19 protein-coding genes and 1 pseudogene are annotated in these 18,952 nt (G+C 46.7%); 13 read left to right on the top strand and 7 right to left on the bottom strand.

Annotated elements, in window-relative coordinates; all coding sequences use genetic code 11:
* Positions 1 to 4: 4 nt before the first annotated feature.
* The 6 genes from WG8_RS17485 to WG8_RS17460 all read left to right on the top strand — a co-directional run bounded on the left by WG8_RS17485 (position 5) and on the right by WG8_RS17460 (position 5,572).
* The gene (locus WG8_RS17485) at positions 5 to 937 is read left to right on the top strand and encodes a DUF2167 domain-containing protein (protein ID WP_043891228.1); all 933 of its coding nucleotides are present in this window, start codon (positions 5 to 7) and stop codon (positions 935 to 937) included.
* 58 nt (positions 938 to 995) lie between these two features.
* Positions 996 to 1,661, top strand: a complete 666-nt coding sequence (locus WG8_RS17480; RefSeq protein ID WP_007431552.1) for a hypothetical protein — start codon at positions 996 to 998, stop codon at positions 1,659 to 1,661.
* A 210-nt stretch (positions 1,662 to 1,871) separates the two neighbouring features.
* The gene (locus WG8_RS17475; RefSeq protein ID WP_007431551.1) at positions 1,872 to 2,645 is read left to right on the top strand and encodes an RNA polymerase sigma factor; all 774 of its coding nucleotides are present in this window, start codon (positions 1,872 to 1,874) and stop codon (positions 2,643 to 2,645) included.
* 20 nt (positions 2,646 to 2,665) lie between these two features.
* On the top strand, positions 2,666 to 3,247 hold the full coding sequence (gene clpP, locus WG8_RS17470; RefSeq protein WP_007431550.1) for an ATP-dependent Clp endopeptidase proteolytic subunit ClpP: 582 nt from the start codon (positions 2,666 to 2,668) through the stop codon (positions 3,245 to 3,247).
* 189 nt (positions 3,248 to 3,436) lie between these two features.
* Positions 3,437 to 3,688 (top strand): hypothetical protein, encoded by a 252-nt coding sequence (locus tag WG8_RS17465; protein WP_007431549.1) that lies wholly within the window; start codon positions 3,437 to 3,439, stop codon positions 3,686 to 3,688.
* 357 nt (positions 3,689 to 4,045) lie between these two features.
* Positions 4,046 to 5,572: a cellulase family glycosylhydrolase gene (locus WG8_RS17460; protein WP_007431548.1), complete on the top strand. Its 1,527-nt coding sequence runs from the start codon at positions 4,046 to 4,048 to the stop codon at positions 5,570 to 5,572.
* 350 nt (positions 5,573 to 5,922) lie between these two features.
* Here the strand turns inward: WG8_RS17460 and WG8_RS17455 are convergent, their stop codons facing one another.
* On the bottom strand, positions 5,923 to 6,927 hold the full coding sequence (locus WG8_RS17455) for an LLM class flavin-dependent oxidoreductase (protein ID WP_007431547.1): 1,005 nt from the start codon (positions 6,925 to 6,927) through the stop codon (positions 5,923 to 5,925).
* Positions 6,928 to 7,076: 149 nt separating this feature from the next.
* Here WG8_RS17455 and WG8_RS17450 point away from each other — a divergent pair, with 149 nt between their 5' ends.
* The gene (locus WG8_RS17450; RefSeq protein WP_007431546.1) at positions 7,077 to 7,400 is read left to right on the top strand and encodes a DUF3817 domain-containing protein; all 324 of its coding nucleotides are present in this window, start codon (positions 7,077 to 7,079) and stop codon (positions 7,398 to 7,400) included.
* Between the two features lie 146 nt (positions 7,401 to 7,546).
* On the opposite strand, the gene WG8_RS17445 is transcribed toward WG8_RS17450, so the two are convergent.
* The gene (locus tag WG8_RS17445; RefSeq protein ID WP_007431545.1) at positions 7,547 to 8,503 is read right to left on the bottom strand and encodes an acetylxylan esterase; all 957 of its coding nucleotides are present in this window, start codon (positions 8,501 to 8,503) and stop codon (positions 7,547 to 7,549) included.
* A gap of 15 nt (positions 8,504 to 8,518) precedes the next feature.
* The gene (locus tag WG8_RS17440; protein WP_007431544.1) at positions 8,519 to 8,803 is read right to left on the bottom strand and encodes a YkgJ family cysteine cluster protein; all 285 of its coding nucleotides are present in this window, start codon (positions 8,801 to 8,803) and stop codon (positions 8,519 to 8,521) included.
* 303 nt (positions 8,804 to 9,106) lie between these two features.
* Between WG8_RS17440 and WG8_RS17435 the strand changes: the two genes are divergently transcribed.
* Positions 9,107 to 9,364 (top strand): GlsB/YeaQ/YmgE family stress response membrane protein, encoded by a 258-nt coding sequence (locus tag WG8_RS17435; RefSeq protein ID WP_007431543.1) that lies wholly within the window; start codon positions 9,107 to 9,109, stop codon positions 9,362 to 9,364.
* Positions 9,365 to 9,493: 129 nt separating this feature from the next.
* Here the strand turns inward: WG8_RS17435 and WG8_RS17430 are convergent, their stop codons facing one another.
* Positions 9,494 to 10,798 carry an MFS transporter gene (locus WG8_RS17430; protein ID WP_007431542.1) on the bottom strand — a complete coding sequence of 435 codons (1,305 nt, stop codon included), beginning with the start codon at positions 10,796 to 10,798 and terminating at the stop codon, positions 9,494 to 9,496.
* Positions 10,799 to 11,099: 301 nt separating this feature from the next.
* On the opposite strand from WG8_RS17430, the gene WG8_RS17425 reads away from it, so the two are divergent.
* The 3 genes from WG8_RS17425 (at position 11,100) to WG8_RS17415 (ending at position 13,479) form a co-directional block, all read left to right on the top strand.
* Positions 11,100 to 11,951: an amino acid ABC transporter substrate-binding protein gene (locus WG8_RS17425; RefSeq protein ID WP_007431541.1), complete on the top strand. Its 852-nt coding sequence runs from the start codon at positions 11,100 to 11,102 to the stop codon at positions 11,949 to 11,951.
* Between the two features lie 92 nt (positions 11,952 to 12,043).
* A complete protein-coding gene (locus tag WG8_RS17420; protein WP_007431540.1) occupies positions 12,044 to 12,712 on the top strand; it encodes an amino acid ABC transporter permease in 669 nt (222 codons plus the stop codon).
* Positions 12,713 to 12,726: 14 nt separating this feature from the next.
* Positions 12,727 to 13,479: an amino acid ABC transporter ATP-binding protein gene (locus tag WG8_RS17415; RefSeq protein ID WP_007431539.1), complete on the top strand. Its 753-nt coding sequence runs from the start codon at positions 12,727 to 12,729 to the stop codon at positions 13,477 to 13,479.
* Positions 13,480 to 13,553: 74 nt separating this feature from the next.
* Here WG8_RS17415 and WG8_RS17410 read toward each other — a convergent pair.
* From WG8_RS17410 to WG8_RS17400, 3 genes and pseudogenes are all read right to left on the bottom strand, one after another.
* A pseudogene (locus WG8_RS17410) lies at positions 13,554 to 14,707 on the bottom strand (MFS transporter).
* 263 nt (positions 14,708 to 14,970) lie between these two features.
* Positions 14,971 to 16,251, bottom strand: coding sequence for an AAA family ATPase (locus WG8_RS17405; RefSeq protein WP_007431536.1), 1,281 nt, complete (start codon positions 16,249 to 16,251; stop codon positions 14,971 to 14,973).
* 1 nt (position 16,252) lies between these two features.
* Complete coding sequence (locus tag WG8_RS17400) at positions 16,253 to 17,710, bottom strand: RtcB family protein (protein ID WP_043891207.1); 1,458 nt, start codon at positions 17,708 to 17,710, stop codon at positions 16,253 to 16,255.
* 545 nt (positions 17,711 to 18,255) lie between these two features.
* Between WG8_RS17400 and WG8_RS17395 the strand changes: the two genes are divergently transcribed.
* Together WG8_RS17395 and WG8_RS28705 are read left to right on the top strand one after the other, a co-directional pair.
* Entirely contained in the window at positions 18,256 to 18,585 is a 330-nt protein-coding gene (locus WG8_RS17395) for an ArsR/SmtB family transcription factor (RefSeq protein WP_007431533.1), read from the top strand.
* 29 nt (positions 18,586 to 18,614) lie between these two features.
* A partial coding sequence (locus WG8_RS28705; protein WP_007431532.1) for a SulP family inorganic anion transporter occupies positions 18,615 to 18,952 on the top strand: 338 nt, incomplete at its 3' end.

Below are 18,952 nucleotides of genomic sequence, written 5' to 3'. Positions count from 1 at the left end.
CAAAATGAAATGGAGTCAAACGATTTTTGGAGTACTGCTAGCGCTTAGTCTGGTATTATTCAGTGGAGGTAGCGCGTGGGCTTCATCCAATGAACAATTAACATGGATAGAAGGCGGCAAAAAGGTAGACTTGGGGAACGTGGCTGAGGTTGATTTGGCCCCTTCGCTTCTTTTTCTAGATGCGGCTAACACAGCGAAAGCAAGCCGAATGAATCACGACAAGCCATCTGGCAATGAAATTGGAAGTATATTTCCTAAAGATGAAAATCAAAATTGGGAAGTCGTTTTTGAATACTATGAGCTTGGGCACATCAAGGATGATGAAAAAGAGGACATCGATGCGGATGCCATTCTGGAAAGCTATAAAGAAGGTACAGAAGAAAGCAACAAGGAAAAAGCGGAAAGTGATCGCCTTTATGTAACGGGCTGGGATGTGGAGCCCTTCTATAATGAAGGTACTCATAATCTAACCTGGTCCATGCTGGCGGAAGATGGAAACAAGGAGAAACTGATCAACTATAATGTTCGTTTGCTTACCCGTCAGGGTTATATTTCTGCAATATTAGTGTCCGATCCTGCGCATTTGGATGCGGACAAGAAATTTTTGAGTGAGAAAATATTGCCTAAGCTGACAGTCAAATCAGGCGAACGATACGAGGATTTTAATGCTTCAACGGACAAAATTTCCGAATATGGCCTGACCGGACTGATTTTGGGAGGAGCGGGCTTGGCTGTAGCCAAAAAAGCAGGATTGTTGGCCTTGCTATTTGCATTTTTTAAGGGCGCGGGAGTTAAGGTTATCGTACTTATTGGTGCTGCTTGTGCGGGTGTTTTTGGTGTGATAGGCAAGTTTTTTGCCAAATTATTTCGCAGAAAAAAATCAGAAGCGGTGCAGGATGAAACGAACGACCGCGAGCATTCAGAGACATTACCGTAACCCCAAGCTGACATGATCAAATAAATGAACAAATAAACAGATAAAGAGGGGAATATGTATGTCAGTTAACAGTGTGATGGAGACACAAATTTATAAATTGGATGATAAACGCTTTGCTATTCTTCATTCCTATGCCATTCTAACCAATCTGGCTCAAGCTCAGGCAGAAGGAATCGCTGCACAGCTTTCGGAAGGGACAATGACCGCAGAGGAAATGGAGCAACATGAGAACTGTATTCCCTTAAATGCAATAGAGAGTGTACAAACGAATTTGACTAAATTTGATGATACGTTGCTTCTCACCTATACAAAAGGAGGGAGCTCCAAATCTGAAAAGGTGAAAATGGAATTTGCCAGTGACGAAAAGGATAAATTTGTCCAGCACATGTACAGCTACATGAAGCAGGATTACTCTTATGAGCAATATACGAATACCGCATGGGCATCTATGAAACCATCATTTGTTTTTTTCTTGTACACGTTACTCATCGGGGGCTTTCTCTCCTGGCTGGCGTATTATATGGAGACGGCTGAAGAGTATTCGCTCAGGGTGCCCGTCATCCTGTACCCGGTTGTAGAGCTAATTTCACATACCGGATACATTCCGGTGGCTATCTTTATGGGGGTAATTGCATTAATCTCCTTAATGATGGTCGTAAGAAGAGCCGTCAAACCAAGCACTAAACTGGTTATTGAGCGCAAATCTCAATCACAGGTTGCCTGAGAAGTACACAGGCTATACACAGCTTAGCAGAATAAATTTACCTGAACAGATGATCATGGTGGCAATAGCCCCCGTGAATCATCTGTTTTTAGGTTGTTTTACTTGCTACAATAAATATATTGTAACAGCCGTATCCTTTGGGGATGCGATTCCGTCTACCTTAACGAAACACCTGAACACAAATGGACGAAGCAAAGGGGGGCCCCAAACATGGCCTTTGTGATATCCGAACGGATGACAAATCAATCGTCCCCGACTAAGGGAAATGAATTATTGCATAACGTGCTGCCTGTGCTCTATCGCTACTGTCTTTCGTTGACAGGATCGGTATGGGATGCCGAGGATCTGGTACAGACGACCATCTTGCATATGCTGCAATCTGAGAAGAACCTGCATGAGGTGGAAAATGAAGAGGCTTATTTGATCCGTTCCGCGCGGAATAGATGGATTGATCATATTCGCAGGCAAAACGCCCAAAAGCGTCTATCTGCCCCTGACGAAAAAGAGTTTTCCCGGCGGCATGAGGAGCCTTCCCGGTATTGTAATGAAGAGTACACACCAGATCTGGAGCTGGCGCTACAATATTTAAGCACACATGTGTCACCATGGCAGCGAACCATCCTGGTGCTCAGGGATGTATGGGGCTTTACGGGAGCGGAGACGGCAGAGTTGCTGGATACGACGGAAGGTGCGGTAAAAGCGGCTTTAAGTCGAGCACGCGCTTTGCTCGCTCAGCGGCACAGGGAGGGATATAAGCTGGAATCTGTATCCATACCTGTGCTTGAAGGAGAAAGAGAATGGCTTAAAGCTTATTTGGCCGCCTTTCGCACTGGAGACGTGCAGCGCTGGATTACGCTTAGCTTGAACGATGCTGCTGAACCAATAGCGATTGCCGGTTCTGTGCTGTACCAGCGCTTTTGTCCTTCTGGCACTCTAATAAATTCCCATACGTCTCATGACATCAAGGCTATGATGGTCGCTTAACAAGAAGGGAGTTTATGCCAATGAGCACCATTCCTTATGTAATTGAGCAAACGAGCCGAGGAGAGCGAAGCTATGATATTTACTCCCGGTTATTAAAGGATCGCATTATTATGGTATCAGGTGAGATTGAGGACCATATGGCCAATGTCATTGTAGCTCAGCTGCTGCACCTCACTGCCGAGGATTCCGAAAAGGACATTCAGATGTATATAAATAGTCCGGGCGGGTCCATTTCGGCAGGGTTTGCCATTTACGATACGATGCAATTTGTGAAAAATGATATATCTACTATATGCACAGGGATGGCAGCGAGTTTTGGTACGATTTTATTGACTGGAGGCACAAAAGGCAAGCGAATGGCATTACCCAATAGTGAGATAATGATCCACCAACCGCTGGGTGGAGCGAAGGGGCAAGCTTCCGATGTGCTGATTTATGCCGAGCGTCTGATCAAAAGCCGACAACAGCTCAACCGCATTTTGGCAGATCATACCGGGCAACCGCTGGAGCGGGTAGAAAAAGACACGGAAAGAGATCACTTCCTTACGGCTGAAGAAGCGGTAGCATACGGCTTGGTTGATCGGATTGTTACACGTATCTGACTGTTTTTGAAAATTTCATATGATCCCTCGCTAATTCTGCAAAAGTTCAAACTTTGTTCATTGCAATTGCTGTGCAATAGGATTATAATTTCAGACGGATTCAAGGGGCTTATCCCTGAATTCATGGGAATGATCCCATCTGAGCTTGTAGAAGGCATGCTCAAATAAGAATTAAGCGAGGGATTTACAATGAAAACCTGCTGCACCATCCAAGTTGACGAAGACAGTTTAGTTATTGATTTGCCGGAAGAAGGAACCACGCTAGAGTCCCTGCTCGGTGATATTGAGAGCTGTGGAGGCAGTGAAGAACCTTGGCTGCAACTCATGGATAAGGTAATGGGCAACTCATCTGAGACTGTACTGACAGATCAAGCGACGGATGGCGGCGATATGAAGAAAGATCAGACGACCCAAGGACCTCAGGCAGCCGCCCAGAGGTAACAAGGAGATCAATCACATACATGATGATGTTACAAGACTGCTGTACCGAGCCAAAGGCCTCGGGAGGCAGTCTTTTTTTAGGTTAAATAAGTTGGAAGTGTCTTCTTGTACGTTAGCTAAAATTCGTCAAATTTTGCGGTTGTTGAATGGGTCTTTTTTCCTAAAATTGTGACTTTTAGTTCATTTTCTACTATAAAGTCGAAATGTACTATGGAACTAACTATAATAGTAGTATCATCCATATACAGGTAAGTGACATCGAATTTGGACCTGATCCTCTTGTTGCATGAAGGGAGGGGCGGAAAAGCAGAGAACAACGTACTGATAACATTTTTTAAAAAAGGAAGGAATGTGTAAATGATGAAAAGGCAAAGGCAATGGATCCTGCCAAGGATCGCAAAAAAAGTTGCGGTGATGCTAACTGCGGTATTGATGTTAACGTTAACAAACGGATTCAACTGGAACACACAAACGGCTGAGGCTGCTGGAACGACTCCTGTGGAGCGTTATGGACAACTTTCAGTGAAGAACGGAAAATTGGTAGATAAAAGTGGAAAGCCTGTGCAGCTCAAAGGGATTAGCTCTCATGGGGTGCAATGGTTTGGGGACCTAATAAACGAAGATTCGATGAAATGGTTGCGGGACGATTGGGGCATTTCCTTGTTCCGGGTTGCGTTGTACACTGAAGAAGACGGTTATATTTCAGATCCTTCATTAAAAAATAAAGTGAAGGAAGCGATTGAGGCAGCAGAGAAACTGGGCTTGTACGTCATTATTGACTGGCATATTCTTTCGGATGGCGATCCGAACATTCATAAAGAAGAGGCTAAGGCTTTCTTTGATGAATTTGCCACTCAGTATGGCCATTTACCCAACGTAATCTATGAGGTTGCAAATGAGCCGAATGGTAATAATGTGAAGTGGAACAGCCAAATCCGGCCTTATGCATCGGAGGTATCCCAGGTCATTCGTGCGAAGGACCCGGACAATGTTATTATTGCAGGAACAGGCACATGGAGTCAGGATGTACATGATGCAGCAGACAATCCATTGCCAGACAAAAATACCATGTATACCGTACATTTCTATGCAGGAACACATGGACAATATTTACGGGATCGGATCGATTATGCGCTGAATAAAGGCGTGGGCGTATTTGTTACCGAATGGGGGACAAGCGACGCTTCGGGTGACGGTGGTCCGTTCCTGAACGAAGCCAAGGTATGGACCGATTTTATGGCCAGCCGTGGAATCAGTTGGGCAAACTGGTCGCTAGCCGACAAAGAGGAGACCTCTGCTGCGCTACTGCCTGATGCTGACCGTAAGGGCGGATGGCCTGACTCACAATTGTCAGCTTCCGGAAAATTTGTAAAACAGGCGATTTTGGAAGCCTCCAATAACGGTGGAAACACACCGGGCAGTGATAACCAGGGGATTGTGCTGCAATATCGTACTAGCGATCAGAACGCTAAGGATAATGCCATTCGGTCTGAATTTAATATCAAAAATACAGGTACAACCGCTGTGAAGCTGAGTGATCTGAAAATCCGCTACTATTACACTGATGAAAGCAAACAAGCCCAGCAATTTTTTGTTGATTGGGCCAGGCTAGGCAATGAAAAGGTAAAGGGGACCATTGTAACCTTGCCAAACTCGAAGGCCAAGGCTGATAAATATGTGGAAATTTCTTTCACCGATGGAGCAGGAAGTATTCAGCCTGGGGAGGAAAGTGGGGATATCAAATCTCGAATTCATGCTGCGAACTGGAGCAATTTTGATGAGACCAACGATTATTCGTATGGAGCTAACCAAACTGTATTTGCAGACTGGGACCATGCCACTGTATATCAGCAGGATAAGCTGGTATGGGGCATAGAGCCCTAAAATCTGACTGTAGGTTTAGCTAGCTCGGAACGAGTAAAGAATATGGGACTTTTGGGTGCGATCTTTTCAAGATTTGGAGTATAGCATATGCGCCTTTGGTATATGGGTAATGGAACTTTAGGAGGGAGTCCCTGACACTTTAGTTTCAGTGCATATACTACCAAAGTACCATACTCTATTCGACTTTCGCGGTATTTCAAGTACTCCTTGGGTACCTTATCAACTGCTCCTATAGTACAGAGGATTTGGTCCCATTGGACCGTTCCTTAACGACAAGCCCCCGCTGTTGCCATTACAGGCAGGCGGGGGCTTGTTAATGTTTCGGAAGCTCTGTGTCCGTTCAATTATGTTTATGCTAAATTAAAAGCTTTGGCCAGCAGACGATAGGACTGAACACGTTTATCAAAGTCATGAATGGAGGAGACGACCAGCAGCTCATCGGTACGATACTGCTCAGCCAGTCTTAGCAGTTGTTCCTTACATTGCTCAGGTGTCCCTACAACACGCCATGCTGCGGACTGACGCAGCCGCTCACGGTCAAGCTCCGTGTATGGATAGGACATTGCCGTTTTCACTGACGGGAGAGAGCTCATTTCTTTGCCTTGCATCAGCAAAAGGAAGTATAAGCTGGCACTGGACGCCAACTGCTCGGCTTCCTCTTCAGTTTCCGCACAGGCTACAGTAACCGCCGCCATGGAGCGGGGCTTATCCCCCAGGATGGAAGACTGAAATTGCTCGTGGTAACGTGCGGTAGCTTCCACGCCGCCCGGAGTGCCGAAAAATTGGGCAAAGGCATAGGAAGCACCCACCATCGCTGCCAATCTGGCACTCTCCCCGCTGGAGCCAAGCAGCCACATCTCGGGAACGGTCGGGATCATCGGGGAGGCATGAAGCCCGGCAAAACGATGATTGTCAGGCACGGAATCATGGAAATAGTCGATTAAATCGAGAATCTGCTGCGGATATTGTTCGACAGATTGATACTTGCCCTCCTGCAGCGCACGAGTAGCCAGCGGCAAACCACCAGGAGCACGTCCTATTCCCAGATCGATGCGCCCTGGATGGAGCGCCTCCAGCAGCCGGAAATTTTCGGCGACTTTATACGCGCTGTAGTGAGGCAGCATAATACCGCCTGAACCAACACGAATACGTGATGTATGAGCAGCCAAATGCGCAATCAGGACCTCGGGACTGGAGTGCGCTAGTGTTTTGGACGCATGATGTTCGGATACCCAATAACGGCTGTATCCCAATTGATCAGCTTCACGCGCTAAATCTGTTGTATTGGATAATGCATCATAAGCAGTACCGCCTTCAGGAATATGAGACTGGTCCAGTATACCCAGTTTAAGCATATGCAATCACCTCTTACACAACTGTATCAGACACAACTCATTAGGTCAAAACTTAGAATGGGAAGGTTGGAGTTTGAGACCCTTTTCGTTATAATGAAGATTGTGCAGGATGAGAGAACATCCTTGCTTCTGGAGAGGGGAACGAATTTGTGTTAAGAACACCTTTGGGGCGTGTCCGACTCATGCTCTGGCTTCAGGCTATAGCGTATTTGGCGATACTTTTCACCCACCAGCCGCTGCAAGCTGCGGGCCTGACCCAGGCGGTTATGGTGATTGGTAATATATATCGGGTGAGCTTTCTGCTCCTTCTCGTCGCTTTGATCTATGGCAAAACAGCGTTGCATTGGCCCATCCGGCGGCCTCTATTTATTATGTTTGCATCTTTTATTCCGTTTGGTCTGATGATTATGGATTTTGTGTGGGTGCGAAAATGGACAGGGGATTCGGCAGCCAAACAGCAAGCTGCATCGTAACATTTGAAGGTGTATCCGGTGAGCAGTGTCTGAACCTTGCCTGCAAAGTGTGGGGCTGCCTTCGTAGAACTAAAAAGAGCATTACGCAATTGGACTGGCTGGACTGGTCCCGTTTGAGGCGTAGTGCTCTTTTTTATATCAGAAAATTAATTTAGTGCTAATGCTTTAACTAAAAATTCAGCTGACTTGCGTCTTTGAAAACCTTCAACCCAATGTCCGGTAAATGGATAAATTTCAATCGTTTTTGATGATTCAATGCGGTTATAAGCGGCGAAAATGGTCTCTGGCATACATACAGTATCTTTAAATCCTACCGAGATCATCACCGGAATGCGAATACGATGAGCAAGATTCATGACGTCAAAATAACTCAATGTATGTAGTACCTGCTCCAAATGCTCAGGGAATCGATTGGCGAATTCAGCAGCTTCCGTCAGCGAACTGGTGGAATTCATCATGCCAAAATCCATATGGCACATATTAGGAATGTCAGCCACCGTAATAGCAGCTTTATCACTGAGCGCCGCCATCATTAATGAAAGTCCGCCGCCCTGGCTGGCGCCACTGATTGCAATTTTGGTTGAATCCACATCGAACTGCTCTGCCACCCAATCCACGGCTCGAAGGGCATCGGTCGTAATGGTTTTGTAATAGCAGGTATCTTTGTCCAATATCCCCTTTGTTATCCAGCCTTTAACTGTACCGTGAGGGTCATCCATACGGTCTCCCGTTTCTCCCCCCTGGCCACGTACATCTACCGCCAATACAGCAAAGCCAAGCATTAACCAGGAGGAATAATCTTCAGGATAACCCTTTCCGCCTGTATAGCCATGAAACAGAACGATACACGGCAGCTTTTGATCTCCGGCAAATCGGGGCCGTACATACCAGGCATGCAGTGGCGTCTCATCCATCCCCTCAAAGGTAACTCGATAGGCAAAAATATGGGGATATGGCGTGTCGACTGGTGTTTTGAAGGCGCGTACAGGTTTAGCGCGTACTTTTTCCAACGTTTTGTCCCAGAATAAATCCAGATCCTTCGGGGAAGTAAGATCAGGTCGATACTGTTTTAATTCGGCAATTCTTTTTTCAATGACATTCATTATAAAAGTTCTCCTTCATAAAGAATGAGTTTTTCCGTAAGCTCTATCCGGTAAAGTGGACTCCTCCAGCTCTCTCAGCAGCTCAAATGCCTTTTCGTTGGTGCTTCCACACGTATCCTCATCAGCATGAAATCCACTACATACCGCTGGACGCTCAGGCTTGCCAAACAATTGACAACGATAATCCGAAGTGAGCTGAGGGCAAGGTACGCCAGCTGGTTTTCCATTCGGCATGCCGGGAATCGGGGATGAAATCGTAATAGCAATACAGCACGCGGCGCATCCGACTCGGCACTCCATTGGGTCACTCCTTATCATCTGTTATTTTTGTTATTTTTGTTACTGTTGCATGAAGTGACTTCAATGAAGCCATAATGTGAGGATGGCACAAAAAAAGCAGGATTACAAGGATAACTGTATTTTAGACACGCTTTTCACACAAGAGGAATAAATCGTCGAGGAGGTACGTAAGATGTTATCAAGCCCCTAAATCAGCGTGCTACCTAAAGGTAATATTAGCCAATTGTCCTCTTGGTGATCAAAAAGAGTTCGAATGGTTAATAATAGAACACAACGATAAAAACTTAAACGAGGTGACGTAAAATGAGTTGGTTATGGGCATTGATTGTTGGTGGTATTATTGGTTGGTTGGCAGGAATTATCGCAGGTCGAGATGTTCCGGGTGGTGTCATTGGCAATATCATCGCCGGTTTTATCGGTGGATGGTTGGGAAGCTTGGTTCTGGGGAACTGGGGTCCTGTAATCGGATCGTTCTACATCGTTCCTGCATTAATTGGTGCGATCGTGCTGGTTGTTATTGTAAGCCTGATCTTCCGTTCTGTGGGGCGGAGCAGAGGCTAATTTTACAAATCATGAATAGACTGTCCTCCATGAGGCACAAAGATAAAATGAAAGAAGCTGCTTCTTCAAGGTTCGCAAATGAGCCTGTGGGAGCAGCTTCTTTCATTTTGCAAAAAGAGTGTCCGTTTCCTATTGAAAGCGTCTGATGTGGGGAACAAATAGAACGCCTAGTACGATACACATGCCGATCGCTGCAAATAGGCCAATCGTGAAGATGCCACCAAGTTTGTCCGCCACGGCACCTACTGCCAGATAGCCTACAGGCAGTAGGGCAAAGGAAAACATCAGATCCAGACTGGCTACACGGCCAAAGGATTGGGCGGGCACCAATTCCTGAAGGCTAGTCTCCCAGATTATCGCAAATATCATAATGCCAAAGCCTTCGAGCATCATACTCATAATCAATCCGGGCATCCAGGTGACGACAGACAACAGGAGCAAAGCAAGGCCGCTGACCAAAGCGCCCAGGTAAGCGAGCAGACCGCGATGCTTCCAATGCTTGCGTGACCCATACACAAAGGCCCCCACCATGGCGCCAACGCCGCTGCTTGCCATGGCGACACCGTACACAACGGGACTATAGCTATGATGAACCTTGAACAGCCACGGAACGAGTACAGCAATAATGCCTGAATAACAAATATTAATGAAGGAAAAGGCCAGAATCGTAATCCACAGCCAGGGATGGCTTTTGAGAATGGTAAAGCCTGCTATAAAATCCTTGACAAAATGCTGTCCACCTTGATCCTGTTGCTCTGGATCTGCTGCCTGCCGCTTACCGATGATTGAGGTCAAATGAGCGCTCAGCATCCAAAAGCAGGCAAAAGAGATCAGATAGGTGACAGAATCCAGTCCAAAGCCGACGCCTGGCGAGGAAAAGGATACAATGAAGCCTCCCAATGGAGGGCCAAGCAGACGGACGGCTTGTATACTGATCTGACTGAGTGCGTTAGCCGCATTGCGAATGTCCGGTGTGAACACCTGTGCCCGCAAGGCAGAATAAGCCGGGTTAAAGATGCCGTCCATCAATCCGTATAACGCAAGGCCAATGAACAGAAACGGCATTTTCATTCCGCCGGTAAACATCAGCACTGCTGCAACAGACATTAGTCCGAATCGGGCGATATTCGTAAATAGCAGGAGACGGATTCGATCAATTCTGTCGACGATCATCCCGGCGAAGGGCAGAATAAGTACGTTAGGCAGCATATAGACAGTCATTGCCAATCCCATGATTGTAGTGGAGCCTGTCAGAGAATAGATGACCAGTGGCAAAATAACGGTCGTGACCGAGCTTCCCAGCATAGCAATCCAATGTCCAAGCCACAGCATAGTGAATGCTTTGGATTGCTTTACAGGTGAAGTGAAGGTAGCCCAGGCCGAGTGGCTTTCTTCGGATGAAGTAGAGGATAAGGGTGAATTAGGGGTATCCATGTTAGTATGTATTCCTTTCAATCAGAGTTGAGGTAAATATTACTAAACTCCATATTGAAGCCTATTATACGAAACCACAAGCGTAAAGGTACAGAGAAAGTTGCTGCGATAGCTGTGAAAATGAATAGCCTGCCTATGAATGAGTCAACCTAGAATAACTTTAGGCTGCAAATGAGATATAGCTTACCTTTTGCATAGGGATTATTGGATAAAAGCATTGACGTGTCAAAATGAATGATGTACTATTCAATAGCCAGCCCCGTGCTAGGTTATCAAGAACAAGGAAAAGAGTGTGGTTAACATGAGAAAATTTAACTTTTTGCCGATTGTACTTATCGTGATGGCTTTGCTGATTTCGGCCTGCGGTAACAATGATAAAGGCGCTAATACGAATAATGCTGCGACCGGAGATACCGGATCTAACAATGGAAAAGCAGATATAACCGCTACGGCTACGCTTGAATCTGTAAAAGCGAGCGGCAAGCTAAGAATCGGCACAGAAGGAACCTATGCTCCGTTTACCTTCCATGATGCTGCTGGCAAACTGACAGGCTTCGACGTTGATATTGCGACTGAAGTGAGTAAACGTCTGGGTGTACAACCGGAGTTTATCGAGACACAATGGGACGGGATCTTCGCTGGATTGAACTCCAAGCGGTTCGATACGGTGTTCAATGAAGTTTCCATTACGGATGAGCGCAAGCAAAAATACGAATTCTCCGATCCGTACATTGTCTCCAAGGCAGTTCTGATCGTGAGTGAAGATAATACGGACATCAAAAAATTTGCTGATCTAAAAGGTAAAAAGGCCGCGCAATCCCTGACCAGCAACCTGACTCAAATCGCGAAAAGCAACGGTGCGGAAATTGTAGCAACCGAAGGATTCAACCAAGCCATTGACCTTCTGGCATCCAAACGAGTGGATGCGACCGTCAATGACGGATTATCCTATCTTGATTTGAAAAAGCAAAAGCCTGACGCTCCTATCAAAAAGGTGGATGAGTCTGCAGACGCTTCACATAGCGCAGCTGTCTTCAATAAAGGCAGCGAAGATTTGATCAAGGCAGTAAACAAAGCGCTGGCTGACATGAAGGCTGACGGTACGTACCTGAAAATTTCCGAGAAATATTTTGGAGCCGACGTATCTAAATAATAACGAATGATCCAAATAACAATGAATGATCGAAGATTCGACGAGTCGAACCGGATTTTCGCAAACCTATCTTTTTAAAGGATGTCTGTATAATGGATGAACGCCAGATACAAATCATTATGGATTCATTATGGCCTCTGCTAAAAGCAGGGGTTTCTTTTACAATTCCGCTCACACTGATTTCCTTTGCTTTGGGACTCGTGCTGGCGCTGATTACAGCGTTGGCCCGGCTGTCCAAATGGAGAATACTCAAGCTGATCTTCGGCTTCTATGTATGGGTGATTCGGGGAACTCCTTTACTGGTGCAATTGTATATTATTTTCTACGGTTTGCCTTCCGTCGGTATTACACTGGACCCGTTTATTGCTTCAGTGATCGGCTTTACACTCAGCGTGGGGGCCTATAGCTCTGAAATTATACGTGCTGCTATTATTTCCATTCAGGAAGGCCAATGGGAGGCTGGCTACTCTCTGGGGATGACGCGCTGGCAAGTGCTGCGGCGTATCGTGCTTCCGCAAGCATCCCGTGTATCTGTACCTCCGCTTGCTAATTCATTCATCAGCTTGGTGAAGGATACTTCATTGGCTGCGACCATCACCTATGTCGAAATGTTCAGAACGGCTAACCAGATTGTAGCCACTACGTATGAACCGTTATTGGTATATACCGAGGCGGGGGTTATTTACCTGCTGTTTAGCACCATTTTGACAGTGCTGCAAAATTATTTGGAAAAGCGTCTGAGCCGTTTTTCCGTTAGATAAAGGAGATTGTACCGGTGATCCAAATTCGGAATATACACAAATCGTTCGGCTCGCTGGAAGTGCTGAAGGGTGTTAACGTGACGTTGGATAAAGGGAAGGTGCTCGTGATCATCGGCCCGTCCGGCTCTGGAAAAACAACGCTTCTGCGCTGTTTGAATTTACTGGAGGTTCCTGATCAGGGGGAGATCCAGCTCGGAGATATTGCACTGAATTTTGCCACAGGAACGAAGCTCCGGCAAGAAAGCATTTTGGCGCTGCGCAAGCGGACAGGTATGGTGTTTCAATCCTACAACCTGTTCCCGCATATGACAGCCGTGCAGAATGTGATGGAGGGTCAAGTCACGGTTCAGAAAAAGAACAAGGACGAGGCGCGCAAACGTGCATTGGAGCTGCTTCAAAAGGTGGGACTCGCAGATAAAGCGGAATCCTATCCGCATCAGTTGTCGGGAGGACAACAGCAACGGGTTGGTATTGCCCGGGCAATGGCGGTCGAACCGGAGGTGCTGTTGTTCGATGAGCCTACCTCTGCTCTTGATCCCGAATTGGTAGGCGAGGTGCTCAAGGTCATGAAGCAGCTGGCTGCTGAAGGGATGACGATGGTCATTGTCACGCATGAAATGAAATTCGCAGCCGAGGTTGCGGACCATGTTATTTTAATGGATCAGGGTGTGATCGTTGAGCAGGGGACGCCACATGACGTTCTGGAGCACCCTACCAGTTCACGGGCTATACAGTTTTTGAATCGTCTGAGCGGGGAAGCGGAATAATAAAAAGGCAGCTACCAGTACTGAACATAAAGTTCCGTACTGGTAGCTGCCTTTTATTCATTAGAGGTCTGTTTTTACTTCAACTTTAATGCAAGCAAAAAGGTAATAAAAAGAATACAACAACCGGCTATAAATGGAATGAACATATTTACATCGAATAAGAATCCCGCCAGAGCAGGCCCCACAATATTCCCGATACTCATATAGGCATTATTCATACCAGCTACATAGCCTTGTTCACTCCCTGCCATCTTGGATAATTGTGTATTCAGGGCTGGGCGAAGCATTGCGGTGGCAAAGAAAATACTGGAGGTTACAAGGAAGATAGTCCAAAAATCCTTAACAAAAAGAAATACAAAATAGGCAAATGCGGTGAAAAGAAGAGATCCTTTGATTACCCGTTGTTCACCAAATCTATTCATTATTTTGGCTACCCATAATGCCTGCATACCGACTCCGATCACAGCGCCTGCGGTCAGAATGATTGAAATCTGTTGCGGTGAGAACTGAAAGCGGTTTGTTACATATAAACCAAGAACAGATTCAAAGTTAGCAAGTCCGAAGGTCATGACCAGGACAAGTACAAAAAGCATCGCATATTTTGATTTCAAAGATTTCGTATACTGCTTGAACATGGATTCCTGCTGAATCATTTTTGCCCGCACTGCTTTCATTTGTTCTTTCGACAAACTTTCGGGTAAACAAATCACTGAAAACATAACTGCAAGCATAGCAGCACCCGCCGCTGCATAAAGTGGCACTCTCGTTCCATACCCTGCAAGAAGGCCACCAAGTCCGGGTCCAATAACAAAGCCGAGGGACATAGCTGCGGCTAGCAGGCTATTTCCTTTGGCACGTTCTTCGGTTGTTGTAATATCAGCTACATATGCCATCATAGGCGGAACAATCAGGGCGGCTGCCACTCCTTCCAGAAGTCTTGAGACATACAGCATCCAAAGCGCATCTCCGATAGCAAATATAAGTTTAGCTACTGCAAAAATGATGACACCCGCGATGATGAATGTTTTTCTCCCGTATCGGTCAGATAATTGCCTGGTCATTGGAGATAGCAGAAATTGTGTCATGCCATAGGCTGCCACTAATAATCCATCGACTGCCCACGGGCTCCAAATTCAATGATCAACTCCGGCAGGATGGGGGTAATTAAACCAACGCCGACCATAACGATGAATATATTAAGCATTAGAATTGCGAGTATTTTTTTCATGCAAAAAGCCTCCTTATCCATTTGTTTCTGGATAGGAGGCAGGCATACGAACAATAAAAATACACGGCTTCCGTCAAAGAAGCAATGCTCTTATCCTTAATACCAAAAGCCTAAACTAATCCTATCCAGAAAATTCGTAAGAACACGATTTTTTCTTTGTTGGAATAGGATTAATAGATCATTGGCTTAAGGTCACCCTTTCGATACTTTATTGCTTATGAGCGTAACATATGGTTCTATATACAGTCAATGATTGGAAATTATCAGAAAAATCCAACTCGCCCTTCGGCCGCATTTTTTAACCAATCCTGCTTGCGGCTCTTATCCAGCTCGCCCCGCATGTCTTTAATAATCAGCTCGATATCTGCTTTTCCATGCTCGTGCCATTCCAGCGCAGCGCTGACATACAGCTCTCCGAGCTGAGCCAGTGAAAAGCCATCGGTCAACGCCGCTGCCTTCTGCGTACCTGTTTCTCCAGCAAAAACAAGGAAGTTACGCAGCTTGAGATACGCTAATCGCAGTGCTTCGTCAGGCAAGCTGATTTCGTAGGCCCGGTCGAAACGACCTGCCCGATTCATCAGACCGGGATCAATTTTTTCAGGATAATTGGTCGTTCCGATCAGGAAGATGCCTTCCTTGGAGGTAGCCCCGTCAAGGGTATTCAGGAAAAAGGAGCGGACCTCTTGCGGCATGGAATCAATATCCTCTATGACCAGCACCATTGGAGCCAGACGGGTAGCCGCCTCGAACACCTCTTTGACCGACTCACTGGTTGTGTACTCGGTAATCTGCCAGTAGGCGGCTGGCCCCGGTACACTGCTTGCAATTGATTTTACAAGCGTCGTTTTGCCGTTGCCTGGATGGCCGTACAGCAGTATACCGCGTTTGTAAGGAATGTTATAAGTCTGATAGAAGGTACGATCTGCTTCAAAAAACTGATCAAGTGAACGGAAAATATCCCGCTTGATTTCGGCCTTCAATATAACGTCTTCCCGCGTAATTGCTCGGGTAATCGGCTCTGCCTGCCGGGAAAGTCCACGGCTTGTATCGGTAAAAACAGTGACCCGCTTCATATTTTGCTTGCGTTCACGGCCTCGTACTCCCGCGAGGAAGCTTTGCAGCTCCTGATCGCCTATGGCAAATACGTAATCTTCATTATATACGCCATTCTCACGGAAGAAGGGAACCCGCGCCAGCGCGATGCCCCACTTGGGATAGGCAAACACATTATTACGCATCGACAGATGCACGCCGTATTCTGGAGTTGGTCCGTCATCGTCATATTGAATGGTGCGTTCCTCCAAACGATCAAAGACCCGCGCCACATGCTCCAGCTCCGGGCTGCCTGAACGAATGTCCTCCTCCAGCAAGTCCCAATACTCAATATTGGGGTCATCACTGGCATACAGCTCGTATTTTACGCCATAGCGATCATGCAGTGCTTCGCTGATGCCGTCGATCAGACGGGCATATGCGGCATAGCCGGTAATACGCCCATCTGTATGCTCATCAAATTGGTAAATAGCAGGGATGTCTATACTCAACTTATTTGGCTCCTTTCAGGGCGGCCAGCGGCTTGCATTTGGCTACAACGGCTGCGAGTCCTGCCCCGGTGACACTTTCAATAATATCATCTACGTTTTTGTAGGCTTGGGGAGATTCGTCGAGAATGCTCTCCAGCGATGCCTGATTAACGACAATCTCGTCGTCTGTCCCTACACCGAGTGCTCCGGCAAAATCATCCACACTGATGAGCCGTTTGGTCGCAGAGCGTGAACGAATACGACCCGCTCCATGGCAAATGGAGTAGAAGTTATCCTGACCCCCTGGCAAACCGACCATAATATAAGAGGCTGTACCCATAGAGCCTGGAATCAGGGCCGGGTGCCCGGTTGCCTGATAGGGTCGCGGATTGTCGGGATGACCTGCCGGGAGCGCGCGTGTAGCACCTTTACGATGTACGAACACGCTGCCGTGCTCCGGATGAGATTCCTTCCAAGCATAATTGTGCATCAGATCGTACAAGGTACGCAACTCGCACTTTGTACCAAAAACATCGCGGAAGGCTTCACGTACGGAATAGGCGATCAGATGCCGATTCACCACGGCATAGTTCAGCGCAGAATACATCATATCAACATAATGTACAGCTTCGGGATGATCCAGCGGCGCGAATACCAGTCTCGGGTCGGAGGTGCCGAGTCCGAGACGACCCATCGCCTTGGCAATGGCAGACGAACTGGTCTGGCTGACCGCTCCGCCCCAGGCCCGTGACCCGGAATGGATCATCACGGCCACCTGACCGTCAAACATGCCCCAGGCTTCGGCTGTTTTGCGGTTTTCTTCCGCAATTTCAATCGCCTGAATCTCGACGAAATGATTGCCGCCGCCCAGTGTGCCAAGCTGTCGGTGAGCCCGATGCCACGTACGGTCTTCGACGAGATTCAGTACCTCTTCGTCAAATGAGAACTTGCTGTGCTCCACATGAGTGAGCGAGGTAGATTTTTTAGGCGTGTAGCTGTCCGGAATATATTTATTGGGCAAGCCATGCAGCCCTTTGCGTACAATATGCTCAAGCCGAATATCCGAATAATGCCCGCGCTGATGGGCTTCCATCGGCAGGTATTTGTCGATGGCCTTGACCAGCTTACGGCGCAGCTTGGTTTCTTTTAGGGCATCCTTGTGCAGATTGGTCAGGTGTACACGCATGCCGCACCCAATATCGCTGCCGACGATGGAGGGAGATACATAGCCGTCCTCCATTCCCCATACAGCAGTCGTACCGATGCAGGTTCCGACGCCTACATGTACGTCCGGTGTGTATCCCATATAGCGGATTCCGGGGATTTGCAGATTGTTATTAGCCATCTCGAACACTTTGTAATCGAACGAGGAGAAAAGCTGCGGAGAAGCATATACGGTCAGATCACCTGCCGGAAGCTTCATTAGATGGCTGTATGGTCCTTCATGAAAGGACGAGTTAGTTGTATGTGATGTACTCATATAATTGGGTAGTTCCCTTCTTCATGTAAATGGATAAAGTCTTGCAGAAAATAATTTTGAAAAAACAAAAAAGCCGCAGACTTGTCGTCTACGGCTTCTTGCACCGAAAGTGTCATTACATTTTATGATCCGTACATCATAAATACGTAAAATAACCTGTTCTTCCAATCGCACAAAAAATAATAAAGCCCGGTTAATCACGCCGTCAGACAGCGCGATATCACCCATCATGTCGCCCGAACGGGGCCGATGAGACGAAAATTCAAATATGTGGTTGTATCCTGCTGTCTATCTGTCATTATCGTGTCAAGCACAGTCATGTCTGTCGGCCCCCTTTTCTTAAAGTTAATTGTTATGTTAATGGAAACCTGTGGAAGCTGTCAACCCTGATAAGGTAGAAACATAAAAAGATATGACTATATTCATAGTGAAGTGTGAGTAACATCATAGTTCAATTGGCCCAAAGCTGTTATTGTACTGAATATTCAAATATTCAGATATTGTAGGTCGTTTACAGGACAACTTTATGAGGGGATGGAGCAAGCATGGAAGGAGATCTCCAGAAGTTTAAGGCCGACTTTTTCAAAGCATTGGCTCACCCTCTGCGCATCCGTATTTTGGAGGTGCTGAGTGAAGGAGAGCGGAATGTGAACGAGTTGCAGACTGCTCTCGGTTCCGAAGGTTCTGCCGTATCACAGCAATTGGCCGTTTTACGGGCCAAAAATTTGGTAAACAGCTTCAAGGAAGGCACAACGGTCGTGTACTCATTGCGTGACCCGCTTTTGACGGAGCTGCTTGCGGTGGCACGGCGGATTTTTGACAATCATTTGGTCGAGGCGATCTCGTTGCTGGAAGGTATACGCAACGAGAAGTAATGCTACTACAGAAAAGAAGGGTTACAGGGATGAAGTGGACAGGAAGGTTCGAAGGCTATAACGCAAGGGCTTTGCGAAAGGATCTGATTTCCGGAAGTATTGTAGCGATTGTGGCGATTCCGCTCGGTATGGCGTTTGCTATTGCATCAGGAGTAAAGCCGGAATATGGGCTATACACAACGATCGTGGCGGGCATTTTGGTTTCGCTGCTGGGAGGGTCCAAATTTCAAATTGGAGGACCTACAGGCGCGTTTATTCCCATTTTGCTCGCTATTGTCATGCAATATGGTTATGAGAATTTACTTATAGCCGGTCTTATGGCGGGGGTTATGCTTATCTTAATGGGTGTGCTGAGGCTGGGCGCACT

It is taken from the genome of Paenibacillus sp. Aloe-11 (assembly GCF_000245715.1).
In the GTDB taxonomy this organism is placed as follows: Bacteria; Bacillota; Bacilli; order Paenibacillales; family Paenibacillaceae; genus Paenibacillus; species Paenibacillus kribbensis.
Note: the sequence above shows the minus strand (reverse complement) of the source record. Positions and strands in the feature narration are given on the sequence as shown.

Bases quoted from the DNA above. Each gene is read 5' to 3' on its own strand.
- WG8_RS17455 (WP_007431547.1), bottom strand. From the start codon at position 6,927: ATGCTTAAACTGGGTATACTGGACCAGTCTCATATTCCTGAAGGCGGT.
- WG8_RS17465 (WP_007431549.1), top strand. From the start codon at position 3,437: ATGAAAACCTGCTGCACCATCCAAGTTGACGAAGACAGTTTAGTTATT.
- WG8_RS17460 (WP_007431548.1), top strand. From the start codon at position 4,046: ATGATGAAAAGGCAAAGGCAATGGATCCTGCCAAGGATCGCAAAAAAA.
- WG8_RS17445 (WP_007431545.1), bottom strand. From the start codon at position 8,503: ATGAATGTCATTGAAAAAAGAATTGCCGAATTAAAACAGTATCGACCT.
- WG8_RS17480 (WP_007431552.1), top strand. From the start codon at position 996: ATGTCAGTTAACAGTGTGATGGAGACACAAATTTATAAATTGGATGAT.
- WG8_RS17430 (WP_007431542.1), bottom strand. From the start codon at position 10,798: ATGGATACCCCTAATTCACCCTTATCCTCTACTTCATCCGAAGAAAGC.
- WG8_RS17485 (WP_043891228.1), top strand. From the start codon at position 5: ATGAAATGGAGTCAAACGATTTTTGGAGTACTGCTAGCGCTTAGTCTG.
- WG8_RS17440 (WP_007431544.1), bottom strand. From the start codon at position 8,803: ATGGAGTGCCGAGTCGGATGCGCCGCGTGCTGTATTGCTATTACGATT.
- WG8_RS17435 (WP_007431543.1), top strand. From the start codon at position 9,107: ATGAGTTGGTTATGGGCATTGATTGTTGGTGGTATTATTGGTTGGTTG.
- WG8_RS17400 (WP_043891207.1), bottom strand. From the start codon at position 17,710: ATGAGTACATCACATACAACTAACTCGTCCTTTCATGAAGGACCATAC.
- WG8_RS17420 (WP_007431540.1), top strand. From the start codon at position 12,044: ATGGATGAACGCCAGATACAAATCATTATGGATTCATTATGGCCTCTG.
- clpP (WP_007431550.1), top strand. From the start codon at position 2,666: ATGAGCACCATTCCTTATGTAATTGAGCAAACGAGCCGAGGAGAGCGA.
- WG8_RS17395 (WP_007431533.1), top strand. From the start codon at position 18,256: ATGGAAGGAGATCTCCAGAAGTTTAAGGCCGACTTTTTCAAAGCATTG.
- WG8_RS17475 (WP_007431551.1), top strand. From the start codon at position 1,872: ATGGCCTTTGTGATATCCGAACGGATGACAAATCAATCGTCCCCGACT.
- WG8_RS17425 (WP_007431541.1), top strand. From the start codon at position 11,100: ATGAGAAAATTTAACTTTTTGCCGATTGTACTTATCGTGATGGCTTTG.